General features: G+C 34.7%; 18 protein-coding genes. All 18 read left to right on the forward strand.

The features are described from left to right. Positions 1-33 precede the first annotated feature (33 nt). The 18 genes from IHV12_RS22015 to IHV12_RS22100 all read left to right on the forward strand — a co-directional run bounded on the left by IHV12_RS22015 (position 34) and on the right by IHV12_RS22100 (position 16,949). Positions 34-1,425 carry a VWA domain-containing protein gene (locus IHV12_RS22015; RefSeq protein ID WP_197192242.1) on the forward strand — a complete coding sequence of 464 codons (1,392 nt, stop codon included), beginning with the start codon at positions 34-36 and terminating at the stop codon, positions 1,423-1,425. Positions 1,426-1,450: 25 nt separating this feature from the next. Continuing rightward, positions 1,451-1,867 carry a TadE/TadG family type IV pilus assembly protein gene (locus tag IHV12_RS22020; protein ID WP_197192243.1) on the forward strand — a complete coding sequence of 139 codons (417 nt, stop codon included), beginning with the start codon at positions 1,451-1,453 and terminating at the stop codon, positions 1,865-1,867. Continuing rightward, positions 1,860-2,531 (forward strand): Tad domain-containing protein, encoded by a 672-nt coding sequence (locus tag IHV12_RS22025; RefSeq protein ID WP_197192244.1) that lies wholly within the window; start codon positions 1,860-1,862, stop codon positions 2,529-2,531. Before IHV12_RS22020 ends, IHV12_RS22025 begins: the two co-directional genes overlap by 8 nt. Before the next feature lie 19 nt (positions 2,532-2,550). Continuing rightward, positions 2,551-3,783, forward strand: a complete 1,233-nt coding sequence (locus IHV12_RS22030; protein WP_197192245.1) for a hypothetical protein — start codon at positions 2,551-2,553, stop codon at positions 3,781-3,783. 8 nt (positions 3,784-3,791) lie between these two features. Next, positions 3,792-4,598 carry a hypothetical protein gene (locus IHV12_RS22035; protein WP_197192246.1) on the forward strand — a complete coding sequence of 269 codons (807 nt, stop codon included), beginning with the start codon at positions 3,792-3,794 and terminating at the stop codon, positions 4,596-4,598. An 8-nt stretch (positions 4,599-4,606) separates the two neighbouring features. Next, a complete protein-coding gene (locus tag IHV12_RS22040; protein ID WP_197192247.1) occupies positions 4,607-5,338 on the forward strand; it encodes a hypothetical protein in 732 nt (243 codons plus the stop codon). 21 nt (positions 5,339-5,359) lie between these two features. Then, positions 5,360-5,566 carry a hypothetical protein gene (locus IHV12_RS22045; protein ID WP_197192248.1) on the forward strand — a complete coding sequence of 69 codons (207 nt, stop codon included), beginning with the start codon at positions 5,360-5,362 and terminating at the stop codon, positions 5,564-5,566. A 53-nt stretch (positions 5,567-5,619) separates the two neighbouring features. Beyond that, positions 5,620-6,996: a VWA domain-containing protein gene (locus IHV12_RS22050; RefSeq protein ID WP_197192249.1), complete on the forward strand. Its 1,377-nt coding sequence runs from the start codon at positions 5,620-5,622 to the stop codon at positions 6,994-6,996. A 22-nt stretch (positions 6,997-7,018) separates the two neighbouring features. Next, positions 7,019-7,231 carry a hypothetical protein gene (locus IHV12_RS22055; RefSeq protein ID WP_197192250.1) on the forward strand — a complete coding sequence of 71 codons (213 nt, stop codon included), beginning with the start codon at positions 7,019-7,021 and terminating at the stop codon, positions 7,229-7,231. Positions 7,232-7,270: 39 nt separating this feature from the next. Beyond that, the gene (locus tag IHV12_RS22060; protein WP_197192251.1) at positions 7,271-8,083 is read left to right on the forward strand and encodes a hypothetical protein; all 813 of its coding nucleotides are present in this window, start codon (positions 7,271-7,273) and stop codon (positions 8,081-8,083) included. Between the two features lie 394 nt (positions 8,084-8,477). Then, on the forward strand, positions 8,478-10,151 hold the full coding sequence (locus IHV12_RS22065) for a transglutaminase-like domain-containing protein (RefSeq protein ID WP_197192252.1): 1,674 nt from the start codon (positions 8,478-8,480) through the stop codon (positions 10,149-10,151). Positions 10,152-10,157: 6 nt separating this feature from the next. Then, positions 10,158-10,661, forward strand: a complete 504-nt coding sequence (locus tag IHV12_RS22070; protein ID WP_197192253.1) for a hypothetical protein — start codon at positions 10,158-10,160, stop codon at positions 10,659-10,661. Next, positions 10,662-10,964 carry a hypothetical protein gene (locus tag IHV12_RS22075; RefSeq protein ID WP_197192254.1) on the forward strand — a complete coding sequence of 101 codons (303 nt, stop codon included), beginning with the start codon at positions 10,662-10,664 and terminating at the stop codon, positions 10,962-10,964. It begins immediately after the preceding gene. 195 nt (positions 10,965-11,159) lie between these two features. Further along, positions 11,160-11,981, forward strand: coding sequence for a hypothetical protein (locus IHV12_RS22080; protein WP_197192255.1), 822 nt, complete (start codon positions 11,160-11,162; stop codon positions 11,979-11,981). A 127-nt stretch (positions 11,982-12,108) separates the two neighbouring features. After that, the gene (locus tag IHV12_RS22085) at positions 12,109-12,933 is read left to right on the forward strand and encodes a hypothetical protein (RefSeq protein ID WP_197192256.1); all 825 of its coding nucleotides are present in this window, start codon (positions 12,109-12,111) and stop codon (positions 12,931-12,933) included. Positions 12,934-13,074: 141 nt separating this feature from the next. Then, positions 13,075-14,418 (forward strand): VWA domain-containing protein, encoded by a 1,344-nt coding sequence (locus IHV12_RS22090; RefSeq protein ID WP_197192257.1) that lies wholly within the window; start codon positions 13,075-13,077, stop codon positions 14,416-14,418. Positions 14,419-14,429: 11 nt separating this feature from the next. After that, positions 14,430-15,416, forward strand: a complete 987-nt coding sequence (locus IHV12_RS22095) for a hypothetical protein (protein ID WP_197192258.1) — start codon at positions 14,430-14,432, stop codon at positions 15,414-15,416. A 99-nt stretch (positions 15,417-15,515) separates the two neighbouring features. Beyond that, on the forward strand, positions 15,516-16,949 hold the full coding sequence (locus tag IHV12_RS22100; RefSeq protein ID WP_197192259.1) for a nicotinate phosphoribosyltransferase: 1,434 nt from the start codon (positions 15,516-15,518) through the stop codon (positions 16,947-16,949). The last annotated feature ends 287 nt before the right edge of the window (positions 16,950-17,236 follow it).

Consider the following 17,236-nt stretch of genomic DNA (forward strand, 5'->3'; position numbering starts at 1 on the left):
TGTTAACTAAATGGAGGGAGTCTTTAGACAGCTATGAAACCAAATAATATTTTCATCATCGCGGTAATAATCTTATTATTAACAATATCATTAGTGGCATGTTCAAATGATGAAAGTAAGGGTCAGATTAAGCAAACAAAAGAATCATCTGTTTCAAATGATGATAAAGCTGAAGATGATTCAAGTAAGGGAGATTTTAATAGTATAAGTGATGCTTCCAAACCTTCAGGGAATTTAGAGGAAATATTGACTTATCCAACAGGTCAATTTGCTGGGTTAGATTTTAGAGCAAATGATACTGATAAGAATCGAGTATTAGAAACCTTCAAAGACTTTCCGAAATTAGATGATACTACAAACGAAGAGATGTTAGATCAATACTGGGCAAAAATGGTCTCTTTATATCACGAAGATTATCCAAGTCCAGATCAAGTGCTTGAAGGAATAAAACTACAGTCTTTTGGAAATCCCGAACTTGATGATGAAAGATATCATTTTAAAGAAAATTTAAATGTTGAGATCATTTTAGATGCAAGTGGAAGTATGGCTGCTAAGATAGGAAATAAAACCAAAATGGAGCTTGCAAAAGATTCTATTAAAGAGTTTGCTTCTAAACTACCTAGTAACGCAAATGTAGCATTAAGAGTCTACGGCCATAAAGGTAGCGGCAACGACAGTGATAAAGCATTATCTTGTGGTAGCTCTGAGTTGGTTTATTCCTTGCAAAAATTTGACGATGCGGATTTTAGTAATTCTTTAAATAAATTTAAACCTGCTGGTTGGACTCCTATTGCATTAGCATTAAATGAAGCTAAAAAAGATTTAAGTACTTTTGATAGTGCAACAAATACAAATATTATTTATCTAGTTAGTGATGGCATTGCAACATGTGATGATGATCCAGTTAAAGCTGGTCAATCCATAGCCAATTCTAATATTGAGCCAATCGTTAATATTCTAGGTTTTGATATCGATAGTAAAGGTCAAAAACAATTAATGGATATTGCAAAAGCATCTAAAGGAACTTATGCTTCTGTAAACAATGCTGAACAATTAAACCAGGAGTTAGATAAAGCTAAGCAAATAGCTGAGCTTTGGAATGATTGGAAAGAAAGTGCTGATCGAGATGCAAAAAGCCAATTCATTGATCAGAAGTTTGATATCCTCTATTTTTCAAATGATTTTGCAGAAGCATATATAAGAGAAAATAACAATTACAGGTATACTATCAGACATTTAAGAGATGAAGGGGAAATTAGTAAAAAAAGCTGGAGATATTTAGACAATAAACGTATTGACCGTTTTGAAACAATGAAAAAATATAGACAAGATATTGAAAAACAATTGGATTCAATAAATGAAGGTAACTTAGAAGATGCGCAAAAGGAATTGGAGAAGTTAGCAGAAGAGAACAAACCTAAATAGGATGAAGATCTAGGGGCTGCAATAAATGAAAAAAACTTTCGCTTTAATTCAAAAAAAGAATAATCAAAAAGGAGCAATATCCTTTGAATTTTTAGGAATATTACCTTTTTACTTCTTACTATTAATGCTCTTATGGCAGGCTGTTGCATTTGGGTACGCAGTGTTATCTACTCAGTCGGCAATGAACGAAGCTGCAAAAGTAATTTCAACAGGTGGGACACAAGATGAAGCTGTTAATCAAGCAAGTCAAATTGTTGGTGGTGGAAAATTAGTAAACTTTCAATCTGTCAATTTTTCACCTGTAGATACTAATGGTGATTTCACAGCTACCATAAATGTAGAATTGGGATTAGTTTTCATACCCGATGAATGGAGAAGTAAAGACTTTTTTTGGATCCCTTTCGAATTATCAACAGATAGCAGAGTGATTAGTTATGAATAATGAACGTGGGAATGCAACGTTTTATTTAATTTGGCTTTTAGGTCTAACTGCTCTGCTATTTTTCTTTGTCATTAATATTTCAAAGGTTTTTTTTGCCAGCGAACAAGCAACAAATGCAGCAGAACATGCGAGTTTGGCAGCTACGGATGTAGTCTATGATGCTGTGAATGAAGCTGTTAGTGATTTTGATAGTCATCCTATACATGGCCCTCTATTTTTTGCAAGTCATGGACTAAAATCTTTAAAAGATATTATAGAAAAGAGAAAGCTAGAAATTCGTTCATCAGATGCAAATATAACAGATTCTGAAGCGCAGATTATTGCAATAAATGAAGTTTTAAGTGAAGAAATTCCTCAGAATAAAGAATTACATGATTTAGTGAAAAGTCATTTAGAAAAAACAGACACAATCTTTGCCATACAATCTGTAGCTAGCCAAAATATTATAAGTAATGGTGCAAAAGATAACAATGCCTCCATAAAATATTTTAATTCCGATGAACGTATTGAGGTTGATGCTGAGGCTGATTCAAAACTTACAAGCTTTCAAGGTTTTTTTGAAAAGAGTTTAAAAGAAATAAGTAAAACCGGGCAAGGCCCAGAAGTACCTTTTGTAAAGTATTTAAACGGTTGGAGTGACCGAGAAATACCCTTAGATTTTTAATTAACAGGAGGTGGGAAGAGTGAGAATAAAAAGATTGGTTTCGAAGTTTGCCGCTATAACAGCATTTACGATATTGATTTTACATACATTTCCTCTTATTGCTTTAGCTGGTGAATCTATTACACCTGGAAAGCCTATTACACCCGGAAAGCCTATTACACCTGGTTCAGCAATTACTCCCGGTAGCCCAATTATACCTGGTGAATCTATACAGCCAGGTACACCTATAACCCCCGGGTCTCCAATTCAACCAGGTTCTCCAATCATTCCAGGGAGTCCTCTAAAACCTGGAAGTGGGGATGGGATTGACCCTAATAGTCCATGGGCAAACCCTGACAATGGAAATGTGAATCCAAATACAAAACCAGGAACAAGTCCAGAGAATAGCGATGTTCCTACTGATGAAGAAGGAAATACTTCGGAAAATCCCCAAGAGGTTGAAGGTGGTAATTCAGCATCATCGGACAATAATTCTAAAAACGATTCCTTTACAGATAGTCCCCTATATAAGTCTGGGAAATGGGTTTTGAAAGATTTTATCATGAGTGGTCTTGAGACTGGAGCAGCAGATGGTGCAAATGATTTTAGCCAAATTGATTGGAGAAAGGCAAACTTTTCTGATTTTAGTAATAAAGCGTTAAGAGCAGCTTTAGGTGAAATGGTTGATACAGATACTGAAGCAGGCCAAGCTGCAAAATTTGCTCTAGACTCCATGACTGGTTACGATAATTATAAAGCTGTTTCAAATTTTTTGAAAACACCCACTGAGATTAAGTCAAGTTATGAATTAATGAAAACGGTCAATAATTTGTCGTTTAATCAAGCATCTAATCTAAATAAAGTTAAAAACTTTGGTAGCTTTATAAGTGATGTTTCAAAGCCAATGGAGATTAACAAAACAACTTTTCTTGGTAAAATTGCATTACCATTTGCTGTTGTTAATGTAGGGATATCTGGTACTGAAATGGTGAATAGTTTTTCTAAAGGGAAAATTGCGGAGGGTATTGGTGCTTTAGGAGAAACTTTAATGTCTGGAGCGGTTATTGCTTCCGCTACTGGATTTGGAGCACCTGTCGCTACAGGTTTAGCTGTTGTTGGAGGCGCTTTATGGGCAGGTTCTAAAATTTATGAGCATCGTAAAACGATAGTTAAAGCAATCAAAGATCCTGTTGGAACAGCGGTGAAAGCTGGAAAGGGAATTGTAAAAGGAGTATCTAAAGTTACTGGAGAAATTGCCGGATGGTTTAGTTAGGAGATAATATGTTATCAATAAATACATTACCTTCAAGAATTGATCAATCTTTAAATGAATTTAATAAACAAAAGGAAAAGCCTGATGTTTATCCTTCGGCGTTTCTTGTTGATAACAAAAAATACTACTACTTTACATTCAATCCCTCAGCAGAGAAGTTAATTATTGATGAAGATGGGCAAATTAAATCATTGGAAGAAATTAAATATGTGGCTTTATTGGCAAATAGTTATTATGTTGGTCTTTTAAGTATTTTAAATGGCCGAAAATGGGTTAAAGCGAAAACAAAGAAAAATTATATGAAATTAGAGAAAATTCTTTTAAATATAAAAGATGAACTAACTAATGCTTCAAACGATGAAAGTATTTTGCAATCCATAGATCAATTTATCTATACAGCAAGAACTATAATATCTCTTCAAATAGAAATTGAACAAGCTGTAAAAAACGGTATAGAAAAAGTACAATCAACCAATAAGAGCGGAATAGTTACCAAAGAAGATTTTAATGAGCTACGTTCTTTAACTCTTAAAATGGTGAGAGCAGCACATCAGCAGAATACTATTCAAATTGAAACCGAAGAGGACCGTCAAAAAATATTTGATTTTTTATCCAATCAATCGTTTCTTAAAGATCCTAAGTTAGCCTTTTACAATCTTCAACTCAGTCCATTTAAGAAATTTATGATAAGTAGTGAGTCTAGTATAGGAAAAGAAGTGTTAGATATGGATTATGTTTGGTCTGAAGACGTACCTCTAGAAGAACATCCGAATGTAGGGGAAGTGTTAGCTCAGTATAAAAACCCAAGAACGTAGGTGTAAAGTTGAAAAATATAATTTTAAAATCATTATATATGTACAAGTTAAATATAAAGAAAATTATTTTACTTGGATTTACCATAATAATCCCTTTGCAAGTACTATTTACTTTTTTCACAAACCTTATTGCTTTACCGTTTTCTATTTTTGAAATTCGTTTGTGGGAAACGATGGTTCAGTTGTTTTTTACTGTTATAACTTTTTCTTTAATACAATTACCCTTTATTTCTTTATTTCAGTTAGATATTCAAGATGAAGAGTATAGAGTTGGACACATATATGGATTATCACTTCAAAAAGGTTTTATGATCTACCTACTAAGTATTATCTGTGCAGTTATTATACTAGCAGGAGCAATTTTATTTATTGTTCCAGGCATTATATTAATGGTATTTCTGATTGCTATACCTCAAGCAACAGTTATTGAAAATAAGACATGGTGGAAAGCTGTTAAACAATCTATAAGATTTGCAAAGCAGAATTTCACAAGATTGTTTATGCTGATTTTAATCTTTATGGTTTTGGATTTTTTAATTAGTTATGTTTCGTATTTTTTAGCTCTTTTTACAAGTAATTCATTTATTGTATTAAATTTATTTATTATGTTAGGAAATGCAGTAATTCTTCCTTTCTTTATATTCTCAATTTCTTATTTATATCATGAATGGATACATGGTAGCGACGATGAAATTCATTCCAGAAATATTGGAGATTTCAGAAGAAAGGCCATTTATTAAAGAAGGGGTGGATTAGTGGCTGTGGCTAGTAACTTATTGAAATGGAAAAAGAATTATCTATATCTCTTTATTGTATTTTATATAATAATTTGGCCAATTGCTTACTATTTTTATACACAAGGGAATACTTCCTTTTTTTATGCATTGGTTCCAGTTGCTGTTGCACTTCCTACTATTAGACGAAATCATTTACGAACGATTGAACGAAAAGAAGAAGAAAGTATCTAAAAAGAGATGTTAATACATCTCTTTTTTTATAAAAAAATAAGGTGGAATATTCCATGAGGTCTAGAAATACGCATATGTTGTCTTATTTTCTACTTTTACTCATCCTATTTACGGCATGCGCCAACTCAGAAGAAGTAAATGAACCTGCAGACTCAAAAAAGGAAGTTAAGCAAGAAACGAAAAAAGAAAGTAAACCCGAAAAGGTAGAATCTGATAGTAAATTAAAAAAGGAAATTCCCCCAGCTCCTACTTCTATTAATGAGGTTTTTGCATATCCAAATGGAAAATTTGCTGGAAAAGAAGTATATGATACTACAAGTGGTGTAAAAGAAGAGCTTTTAAAATACATGCCTAAACTGGATGAGAACGCAAGTGACGAGACCTTAGATTTGTATTTCAATAACCTTGTAGCCCTCTATTGGAATGGCTTTACAGATCCGGCTACTCTTGTTGACAAGTGGAAGTTGTATTCGTTCGGTAGCCCGGAAATTGAAGACCCTAAATTTCAATTTAAAGAAAATTATAATGTGGAAATTATATTAGATGCAAGCGGTTCTATGGCTAAGAAGGTGAAAGGTAAAACTCAAATGGAATTAGCCAAAGAAGCTATTGATAACTTCGTACAATCTTTACCTGATAAAGCGAACGTGGGATTGCGAGTATATGGCCATAAAGGGAGTGGATCGGACTCGGATAAAAAACTGTCTTGCGAAAGCTCAGATCTAGTGTATCCTATAGCATCTTATAATGCGGCTGAGTTTGATAAAGCGCTGAATCAATTTCAGCCTAAAGGATGGACGCCAATCACATTAGCGTTAGAAGAGGCACAAAAAGATTTAGCGAAATATCCAGCAGATAAGAATAACAATATTGTATTTCTAGTGAGTGACGGTATTGAAACATGTGAGGGTGATCCTGTTACAGCAGCTAAGAAATTAGTAGATTCTAATATTTCTCCGATCGTTAACGTTATCGGCTTTAATGTTGATGGGAAAGGGCAAAAACAGTTAAAAGACGTAGCTGCCGCAGCTGGTGGAATCTATACAGATATTAACGATCAAACTCAGTTAAAAAAAGAATTTGAGCGAGTTGAAGAAATAGCAAAACGTTGGGAACAGTGGAAGAAAGATTCTCTTAGAGAAGCGGATGCCATAAAAGTAGAGCGTTATTTTGAGGCTCTTGGTTTTACTAATGAATGGGACAGTAAAAAAAGAAAGCTATCTATTAATATTAGCGGCTCAATTACCTATCTTTCGAATGAGGATTATATAACGAGAGATCAAAGAGAAATTCTAGAAGAAAAAGAAGAGAAATTAAATGAGTTTATTGAGAAATCAGGTCTAGAAGTAGAAAATTATTTGAATTCCATGAACGAAAAAACGTTTGAACAAATGAAGAGGGATATAAACGAGAAATATAACCTTAATTAGAAGATTAGCTAGGAGGAATTTGATGTCAAAAAGTGAAAAGAAATGGCGTCGTTTTTATATGATGATGTACATCTTTATTTATGGGATTTATGTTCCTTACAATCTCTTCATGTGGTTAGGTGGAAGTGAAGGGTTTCCGTATGCCATGTTGGGTATCGCTTTAGGTCTGCCTATGATGAAGAAAAATCATATAAACAATATTCGTGAAAAGGAGCAAAATATAATTAGGAAATAGGATTTTTTTAAAGGAGAGGAAATAACGATAGAAAATAACGTGAAAAAACACAAAAAATTTCTCGAGACAATTGATAAGACGAACTATTTAATTGCTTGTGAAGATAAATATTATAGTGTAATAGGTTATTTAAGATTTGGACAAACAAAAGGGTACTTAATTTTAAATAAAGATGGAAGTGTATGTGCAAGAGATCAATCAATACAGCCTTTTAGAATGTTTATGGTATTTAATTCATATATGCTTAGTTTTACAACTGTTGGATTAGAAGAGAAAAATAAACCTACAGGGGCATTTCAAGAAACTATAAAACTTTTGCAGTTTTCTTTAACCAAGAACCATAGAATTAAAGATGAGGTAACACATGCTATTTCTGTGTTAGAGAAATTGGATAAAGGATTTAACAGATTAAGAGGAATTTACGAAGAGGTTAAACGAGTATTTAATAATGAAGTAAAGGCAAAGAGCACATTAGATAAAAAAATTACAAATCGAATTTCTGATTTAATGACGGAATTTACTGAAAGACAATATGAACACCTATATCTGCAGATTGGATTGAAAGAAACATACACATCCATTCTTAATGAGATAAGCAATAAGGATATTAAAGATAACCAGGTAAAAAAACAAATTAAGGAAATGCAAAAATTGTTAAGGTATTTGGTTGAAGATGAATACCAGACCAATTTAAAGAAAAGTATAATTGAATTTGAAACAAATATTCATGGAAAACAAACCTCTTTTTATACCGAAGATCATGAACATTGGAAAGAGAAGCTTAATTCAAATATCAATGAAAAGATGGAAAACAACTTTAAAAATGATATCCTCACCATGCTAAGGAATTAATTTGCAGGTTTGATGCCAAGTTACGTAATTAGAAACTATTTCAACCTAAATTCGTAATATTTATTACACTATAGGATTTGCAAAAGAGATGGAAATCCCATCTCTTTTCTTTTTAACTACAAAATAGAAGAAATTAAATAGGAGTGTGAGAAGTGATAAGCAAAGTAGATAGATGGAGAAAGAACTATCTGTATCTCTTTATTATATTTTACGGAGCAATAGGACCAATTTCCTTTTACCTTTTTAAACAAGGTTATACCTCCCTTTTTTATGGTTTGGTACCCATTGCTGTCGCGCTTCCGAGTGTTAGAAGTAACCATTTGGGACTTCTTGAAAGAAAAGAAGAAAGTATGAAACGTATTAGGTAAAAATATTTAACAAAGGAGTGCAACAAATGAAAAACAAACTAACCAATTCTCTTCTGCTTCTCATGGTTTTGACACTAACCGCCTGTACATCAGACCAAAACCCATCTGCCAAACCTGAACAAGAAGAGAAAAAAGACAAGTACACGACACTTGCTGAAAAAGCGAACAATGAGGATAAATTAGAGAAGTTAGAACTTCTTCCATACGCAGAAGAAGTGGAAGCGACGTTATCGAGCCCTAAGTACAAAGAGTTTACGGCAAACTCGACTGTACTTATTAAAGGTAAGGCGAAAAAGTATAACAGTTTCAAGTCAGACCATGTATGGATCAAAGTAAGAAGTGATGAAGATGGGCCGAACGGTCGCGACTTCAGCTATTACGCTCCTTTGAAGGAAGGCAAGTTTGAACAGAAGATTCAGCTGTTTAATGGGAAGGGAAATTATTCTGTCAAAGTGAGTGTACCGAGCGATTCGGCTGAAGATTACTATTATGATATTGCCTCATTTGATGTAGAGAACGTAAACCCTGAGATTAAGAGAGATATTGCTTATACGAAGAACGCATTTCAAAATGATTTAAAGTTAAAAAATTCCATAAATGGGTATATGGAAAGAGATGGGTCTTTTGAGCTAGAGGGTGAGGTTGCTGATTCTAGTGTTGAACAGCTTATGGTTGAGCTTAAGAAAGAAAGTGAATCTACTAAAATTATGATTCCGGTTGAGAATGGAAAGTTCGCACATAAAATCCCTCTTTATTATGGTGCGGGTGTTCATGAGGTACAGATCATGACGCCTAAAGAAGGATCAACCGACTTTTTTACAGATGCGGCTCACTTATATGTAAAAAATTTATCTAGTGAATCCTTTGAACCTGTGAAGTATTCCTCTGCTTATGAGGAAAAAGGCTTCAAACTTGAGTCCCCAGAAGTAGGCGGTGAAAAAGCGGATCTGACATACAAGATTAAAGGAAGAATTGATCCAAAAGGTGAGGATGCAAACAAGACGAATGTCGTTTTTGTTCAGACAGAGAAAGACGACCTAAAAGCGATGTACGCGATTCCAGTTAAAAACAATAAGTTTGAGGGAGAGTTTTTCCTCCGTTTTGGACCTGGGAAATACGAAGTGTCTTTAATGGCACCAGAATTCCAAAAAACGAACGGATATATGCAGTACTTTGTTGGTGTAGCAAATTTCGCGGTTGAGAATACAAACACGAGTGATCAAAGATTCACCTTGCCATCTAGAGGTATTCAGTCGGATGCTCCTGAGATTAAGAAATTAGCAGCGCAACTAACGAAAAATAAAAAGACTGATAAAGAAAAAGCACTAGCAGTATACGAGTATGTCGCAAAAAACGTGAGCTATGATGTAGGCAAGCTAAACAATCGAACGTTTGAGTTTGATGACAGTGCGTTAAAAACGTTGGACGAAAAAGAAGGCGTTTGTCAGGACTTTGCGTATTTAGCGATTGCTCTTTTACGTGCAAGTGGTATGGCAGCGCAGATGGTAACAGGGTTTGCTGGGCAGAATCATGCGTGGGTAGAGACAAAGGTGGACGGACGCTGGTTAACGATGGATCCAACATGGGGATCAGGTTATCTGCAGAACAACAAGTTCGTTCCAAAGTTCACCATGGAATACTTTGATCCAAAACCAGCAGAGTTTCAGAAAACACATACCAAAAAAGAGGTGGAATTTTAAGAATTAATGATAACAATTAAGAGTTTGCCGGACCATATATTAAATATTGCCAAAGGATTTCAGGAGAATAATAAACAAATTCATGTTTTTCCTTCCTTACTAGATATTGAAGGCGATAGATACTATAATTTTAAATTCTCAACTAAACGAGGACAGTTAATAGTAAGAGAAGATGGAGCGGTTTTACCTATTAATCAAGTAAAAAAAGCTTTTGTATACGGATTGGTTTATAACACTTCATTTGAAAACATTACTGAATTTGGACTTGAATGGGTTGAAAGTGGTACTTTACAACGCTATCAAAAGCTGTGCCGAATTTTAACGAAACTTTCTTCAACTATTCATCAACAAGCACCACAAGAGGTTATTAAGAGCCTTACCAATTTCAAAGAATGTGCAGATGAGATTATTAAAGAACAGAAAAATATAGAGTTTGTAGTAGGAAAAAGTTTTGAGTTGGCTTCAAAAACGAATGATTTAGAACTTGTCACAATGGATGACTGTATATAAATGCGTAAATACAATGAAAGTATGGTTAGGTCTGCTTTTAAACAGAATGAAGTGCAGTTAGAAACAGAAGAAGATAGAGCTCGGGTGTTTAAATATATTTGGACTAAAAAGTTTTCTTATAATTTAAAGTTAATTCCTATTATTATCCAACTTTTTCCATATAAAAACCACATGAGAACAAGTCAAACCATTGGATCGGATGAAATGGAGAGTATCAAAATTATGATATCCAAAGATGTAATTATTGAGCAATCCGAAGATGCTCTAGCAGCTTTAAACACTTTAAGAAATCCATCTAATTAGTTTAGTGTGGTTATTTGCACTTATCCAAAAAATAAAAACGATGGAGACGTGTTTATGTTCTTCTATATCTATTAATATACGGCTAGTCGCACCGTTAAGTTTGGTTTTCTATTTCAAATTTTATAAAGATTTTTAATAATGTGCATGGAGAATAATGCTTCAAGGGAAAGTACTTACTTGTTAAGGAGATGAGTCATGGCTATTGAAGCAAATTTTAAAAAACATAAGCGGTTCTTAGAGACTATTGAAATAGCAAAATACAATGTTGTTATTCATGATAGTTTCTATAAATTTTGCGTATACAATAAATTTGGCAAGGCAAAAGGATATCTAGCATTACAAGCCAATGGGACGGAATGCCGAAGAGATGAAGCCATAGACCCTTATTACTTATTCTTAAAATTTAATTCATATCTCACAGGCATTGTTTATCAAGGTAGAGAGGAAATGAATAAACCTACAGCAGTATTTAAAGACACTATAAATTTATTAGAAAAAATTAAACCTTTTGTACAATCTAACTCAATTCACGTGAATAATGCTGTTTCAAAAATTACAAATCTAGATAATGGATTTTTAAGATTTAAGACATTACATGATGATGCACTAAAATTATATGATGAAGTGATTAAACTAGGAGAGTTAGAGAAATCAAATGTAGATAAAGTAGACTATCTAATGAATGAATTTTCTATTCAACAATATAAGAATCTATACTTACAACTTAGCATGAAAGAAGATTTTACTGCATTAACTCAAGAATTAAAAAACTATAACAGTAGTGGGAAAGATAAAGAGAATATAAAAAAAGCATTAGATATCTTCAGTTTTCTAAGTGGGAAAAAATATATAGATGATATCTATGAAAACTTAAAACAGTTTGAGGTAGATGAACAAGGAAATAAGATGGTTTTTTATGACCAATCCAACGATTGGGAAGCTAAGTTTATTGAGATCACAAACAAGAGGAGCAATAAAGACTTTGAAATTGAAGCTTTGTCTATGTTAAGAAACTAATTGTTTAATGGTTAGGGGGCAAAGGACTTGCCTCGTATAGAAGCAACTCTGATTGCTAGGTGAACAAAAGTAACAAAAATACCTACGAATTCGCCAAAGACCCTTTCAAATCTTTAGGAGATGAATTATGTCAATAGAAGCAAATTTTAAACAGTATAAACGCTTCCTAGAAAAAATAGATATAGCAAAGTATACAGTTATTTGTAATGACTCTCGTTTTCGCGTAGCGGCCTATAACAAATTAGGTAGTACAAAAGGTTATTTAGTTTTACGTGAGGATGGAGATGTCGCCTCCAGAGATGAAGCAATTCCTCCGTATAGAATGTTTATTGCATTTAACTCGTATATGTTTGGTCTTTATGAACAAGGACAAGCAGAAAGTAATAAACCGACAGCGATTTTAAAAGATACGATAAATCTTTTAAATGAAATTAAACCGTTTGTTACAACAAGTAAAGATGACATTGAGACTGCTATTAAAAATATTCAAGAATTAGATAACGGTTATAAAAGAATTAAAGAAATACGGCCAGAAGCTATGAAAATCTTTAATAATATGATGAAAGAAGCCATATTAGATCAAGTTGTATTAGACAATATTACATTGTTAATGAAAGAATTTACGCTTCTTCAGTATAAGCATCTATATATTCAGATAGTGGCAAAAAAACAATTTGTCCGTATTTCTAAAGAACTTAGTACAGTTTTGAAGACTCTAAGTGGTAATGAAAGAAAAACAGCAGCAAAAGCGGAAGATGTATTCAAATTTTTAACGGAAGAAAAATATCAATCTGGATTAAGAAAAAGTTTAATAGAATTTGAAAAAGATCCTCAAGGTAATCAAATTCCTTTTTTCGAGCGTTCTAATTGGCAAGAAGCATTAGACCGAAATACGGATGACAAAAATGATATTTTGTTCGAAAAAACATTATTGTCACAGCTTAGAAATTAAAAAAGGTATCAAAAGTCTGGTCCTATCTTTGGCTAAAAGATTATCTTTATAAGCTGGTTATGCAACTATGCAAGGGTTTAATACCCATGGCCTTGAAAAAAAGGTATAAGAGAAACTACTAAGAAGGGAATTTGTTATTAAATGAACAAATCTAGTAATTTATTTGCTGTCATTTTTATCGTTCTACTTCTTCTATTAACCGCATGCTCAACCGAAAAAACAGCATCGGATACTGATGAAAAGAAAAAAGAACCCAAAAAAGAGACGGTTGAAAAAGCGCCTACTGATCCTGAAGAGATGGTGAAACAGGGTGCAGGTAAGTATAACGAAAAGGTAAAAGATCTTGAAGGTGATGCTCTTGATAAAGAGATTAACAAAATCACAAAGAACTATCCTAAAGGTATGAAGGCTGAGGAAGCCTTTAACCGAATTGTTGCTGGATTCGCTGCCAATCATCAGCCTGGGTTTCAGGAGTTAGAGGACTTTGACATTTCGTTTGAAGAAGTAGAGGCGTATGAGAAGTATCAAGAAGAAAGTGAAGACGGAGAGGAGAAGAAGGAAGGTCCTCTTAATGTTGCCATTCTTTTAGATGCAAGCGGTAGTATGGCAGGAAAGGTTTCAGGAACGGATAAAATGACGGCGGCAAAAGAAGCGTTGAAGAAGTTTGCAGGTGGATTGCCTGATGACGCGAACGTCATGCTGCGCGTCTATGGACATAAAGGAAGTAACGCTGATAAAGACAAGAAGGTCTCATGTGAAAGTACGGAAGTTATGTACCCTTTAGGCGCATATAATGAAGGAACTTTCCGACAATCTCTCTCTAAATTCAAGCCAACCGGTTGGACACCGCTCGCAGCTTCCATTGAAGCGGCTGAAAAGGATCTACAAGGAAAAGAGGGAAATAACGTCATTTACATCGTGAGTGATGGAATTGAGACATGTGACGGAAATCCTGTAGAAGCGGCGAAAAAGTTACACGAGTCGAACATCAAGGCAGAAGTAAACATTATTGGCTTTGATGTAGATAACGAAGGCCAACAACAGCTAAAAGCAGTAGCAGAAGCAGGTGGAGGTGAATTCCAATCTGTTTCTTCTCAAAAAGAATTGTTTGATGAAGTGGATTCCAACTGGTCTGAAGCGATGCATGATGCCAGTATCAACTGGAGTTCATCGATGGATTCATCAAGCGTAAATTGGAGTAGTTCGGGTAAGGGTCATTCTATGAGAAAAGTGTATTCAAAGATTTTGGATAGCCTTATAGATGAATTTGGGTTGCTACGAAGCGTGAAAATGGAATTATATAAAAAAGAAAAGTTGTCTAAAGAGGAATTGGAGAAGTTAGACGATCTCATTTCGGAAAGAAATAAAACTCTTAAAGAATATGCCTCTCAAAAACATGATGCTAGACAAGAAGAATTGAATCAAGAAACAGACAGAGTACTAAAACTCATTGATGAATACGCGGAAGATGCCAGAGTAGAATAGGGGATTGAATCTTGACTAAATTAAAGTTTTTATTCATAACTACAAGCATTGCCCTAATGGTTTCGGGGTGTAGTAGTAACGAATCAACAAGCGGTAATAAAGAAAAGCAAGAACAAGAGAGTAAAAGTGAAAAAGAATCTGTTAAGGTCACAGATAAAAAAGCAAAAGCACCTAAAGACCAAGGTGAATATGAAGTATGGTTTGAAGGAGAGGCAGATCGTAAAGGGAAGCTGATTACGGTTAAAGGTCAAACGAATCTTATTTCAAACTCTAACCTATTAGTTACGATGGATAGTGTAGAAGATACTTTAATTGGTGGTTCAGATCGAATACAGGTTAGTGAAGACGGTACTTTTGAAACAGATTTAAAAATACCAAAAAGCTCTGAAGGTTTAATTGAAGTTAAAATAGAGTTTGATCCTCATTCCGACAATCAACCAATCAAAGATCACTATGGAGAAAACGGTGAAAAATTGAAAGGTCCGTTTGTCAGGTTGCAAGAAGAATCAGATATGCAGCAGAACATCACACTTTTAACCCTTGAAATTCCTCAGGATGAATCGAATGCTTCTGCTAAAATAAAGAAGCCTGAATGGGAAAAGCCTGAAGATTACGGTGCTCCTACAATTCGATTAGATGAACCCGACATTCAAAAAGATGATAAGTATCTTTATATAGAAGGAAAGTCAAATCTGTTAGAGGGTACAAGATTGAAAGGGAGCTTGGATATTCCGAATTATATTGTCTCAGGATTATCGGATGTGACTAATGTTAATCCCGACGGATCATACAAATTAATCATTGAAAAACCTTCAAGCATGAACAAATTGAAGGATGTTAAGGAATACGAAGTGGTTCTGAGTGTTAGTCCAGCGGATAATCAGTGGAAATCAAACTTAGAAGTATACGGCGTAAATGGCGAGAAATTTATGGGTGATTACGTTGTCGATCAAAATGGAGTAAAAGAGATTGAAAAGCGTCTTTCCATCTCAGAATAAGAAGTAGCCCGATGATCTTCTAGGTTATCGGGCTTTTTACTATGTTTAACAACTACCCAAATAGAGAAAAATGAAGAGAGAGAAAGGCGGGACTCATACATGAGCTATGAAGATTTAGCATTACATACAGATAAGTACCAGATTAATATGATGTACGCCCATTGGAAAAACGGAACGCACAACAACATTCGCGTATTTGAAGCGTTCTTTCGAAAGAATCCATTTAAAAGCGGTTATGCCGTATTCGCGGGACTTGAGCGGATCATTCATTATTTGGAGCATCTTCATTTTAAAGAGGAAGATATCGACTATTTAAGAACACAAGAAGAGCAGTATGAGGAATCTTTCTTAGAGGAGTTAAAGAACTTCAACTTTTCGGGAGAATTATTCTCTGTAAAAGAAGGAACGGTCGTGTTTCCGAATGAGCCGTTAATTCGCATAAAGTGCCGTGTGTTTGAAGCGCACTTGTTGGAAACAGCACTGCTTAATTTCATGAACTATCAAACTTTAATCGCGACGAAAGCGGCTCGGATTCGGTATGTCACTCCAGATGATCAATTGATGGAGTTTGGAACACGTCGTGCCCAGGAAGCTGATGCCGCAATATGGGGTGCACGTGCCGCATACATTGCCGGATTTGATGCCACATCGAACATGCGCGCCGGAAAACTTTTCGGTATTCCGACAAAAGGAACGCATGCACACGCGTGGGTCCAAGATCACGAAACAGAAGAAGAGGCTTTTGAACGGTTTGCAGAAGCTCTCCCTAATCAAAGCGTTTTACTGGTTGATACGTACAATACGTTAAAAAGCGGAGTACCGAACGCGATAAAAGTGGGATTAAAGATGAAGGAAGCTGGGAAATCACTCAAAGGTATACGGTTGGACAGTGGTGATTTAGCATACCTATCTATTCAGGCTCGGAAAATGTTAGATAAAGCAGGTCTAACAGATGTGGGGATCGTAGCAAGTAATGACTTGGACGACGATGTGATTTCAGATTTAAAAGCACAAGGTGCAAAAATCACTTCTTGGGGAATTGGTACTCAGCTTATTACAGCATCAGATCAGCCTGCACTCGGAGGCGTTTATAAAGTTGTAGCTAAATATGAAAACGGAGAATTCGTACCTACGATCAAAATTTCTTCTAATGTAGAGAAAATCACAACACCTGGATATAAAAAGGTCTACCGTATCATCAACTCAAACGGAAAAGCAGAAGCGGATTACATTGCGATGGATGATGAAGTGCTTCCTGAAAAAGATATTAAACTATTTGATCCAGTGCACACATACAAAAGTAAGATTGTTTCTTCCTTTATTGCCGAAGAACTGCTACAGCCCGTTTATATAGAAGGAAAGCTTGTGTATGACCTTCCGAACCTAGAAGAAATTCGGCGCTATCATCAGGAACAGCTTGGTTTGTTCTGGCCGCAGCACTTACGAAGATTGAATCCACAAGAGTATTTTGTCGATCTTTCCGTTCAAGTATGGAAGACGAAAAACGATCTTTTAGAGAAGTATTCCTTATAGAAAGCAAACCTCTTTTCGACACGAAAAGAGGTTTTTTAATAAAATCTTTAAAAAAGCGTTGACGGGCGTCCGTATCGTTGATATAGTAATAAACGTTGTTGCTTTTCTTACATAACGTTCGACAAAAACAAACATAAACTTTTAAAAAAGTTGTTGCTTCGAAAGAAGATATGTGGTAAGATAGTTTTTGTCGCTGCTTTAAGAGAGTGACGCGGTAAAAGAAAAAAGTTCTTTGAAAACTGAACAAAAGAAATAGGTAAGGAATTAAGAATTAATTCCGTCAGTAA

It is taken from the genome of Fictibacillus sp. 7GRE50 (genome assembly GCF_015903875.1).
GTDB classification, from domain to species: domain Bacteria; phylum Bacillota; class Bacilli; order Bacillales; family Fictibacillaceae; genus Fictibacillus; species Fictibacillus phosphorivorans.

Excerpts from the sequence above, each read along its gene's own strand:
- IHV12_RS22035 (WP_197192246.1), top strand. The coding sequence starts at position 3,792 with ATGTTATCAATAAATACATTACCTTCAAGAATTGATCAATCTTTAAAT.
- IHV12_RS22075 (WP_197192254.1), top strand. The coding sequence starts at position 10,662 with ATGCGTAAATACAATGAAAGTATGGTTAGGTCTGCTTTTAAACAGAAT.
- IHV12_RS22070 (WP_197192253.1), top strand. The coding sequence starts at position 10,158 with ATGATAACAATTAAGAGTTTGCCGGACCATATATTAAATATTGCCAAA.
- IHV12_RS22100 (WP_197192259.1), top strand. The coding sequence starts at position 15,516 with ATGAGCTATGAAGATTTAGCATTACATACAGATAAGTACCAGATTAAT.
- IHV12_RS22050 (WP_197192249.1), top strand. The coding sequence starts at position 5,620 with ATGAGGTCTAGAAATACGCATATGTTGTCTTATTTTCTACTTTTACTC.
- IHV12_RS22015 (WP_197192242.1), top strand. The coding sequence starts at position 34 with ATGAAACCAAATAATATTTTCATCATCGCGGTAATAATCTTATTATTA.
- IHV12_RS22085 (WP_197192256.1), top strand. The coding sequence starts at position 12,109 with ATGTCAATAGAAGCAAATTTTAAACAGTATAAACGCTTCCTAGAAAAA.
- IHV12_RS22020 (WP_197192243.1), top strand. The coding sequence starts at position 1,451 with ATGAAAAAAACTTTCGCTTTAATTCAAAAAAAGAATAATCAAAAAGGA.
- IHV12_RS22080 (WP_197192255.1), top strand. The coding sequence starts at position 11,160 with ATGGCTATTGAAGCAAATTTTAAAAAACATAAGCGGTTCTTAGAGACT.
- IHV12_RS22090 (WP_197192257.1), top strand. The coding sequence starts at position 13,075 with ATGAACAAATCTAGTAATTTATTTGCTGTCATTTTTATCGTTCTACTT.
- IHV12_RS22025 (WP_197192244.1), top strand. The coding sequence starts at position 1,860 with ATGAATAATGAACGTGGGAATGCAACGTTTTATTTAATTTGGCTTTTA.
- IHV12_RS22055 (WP_197192250.1), top strand. The coding sequence starts at position 7,019 with ATGTCAAAAAGTGAAAAGAAATGGCGTCGTTTTTATATGATGATGTAC.
- IHV12_RS22065 (WP_197192252.1), top strand. The coding sequence starts at position 8,478 with ATGAAAAACAAACTAACCAATTCTCTTCTGCTTCTCATGGTTTTGACA.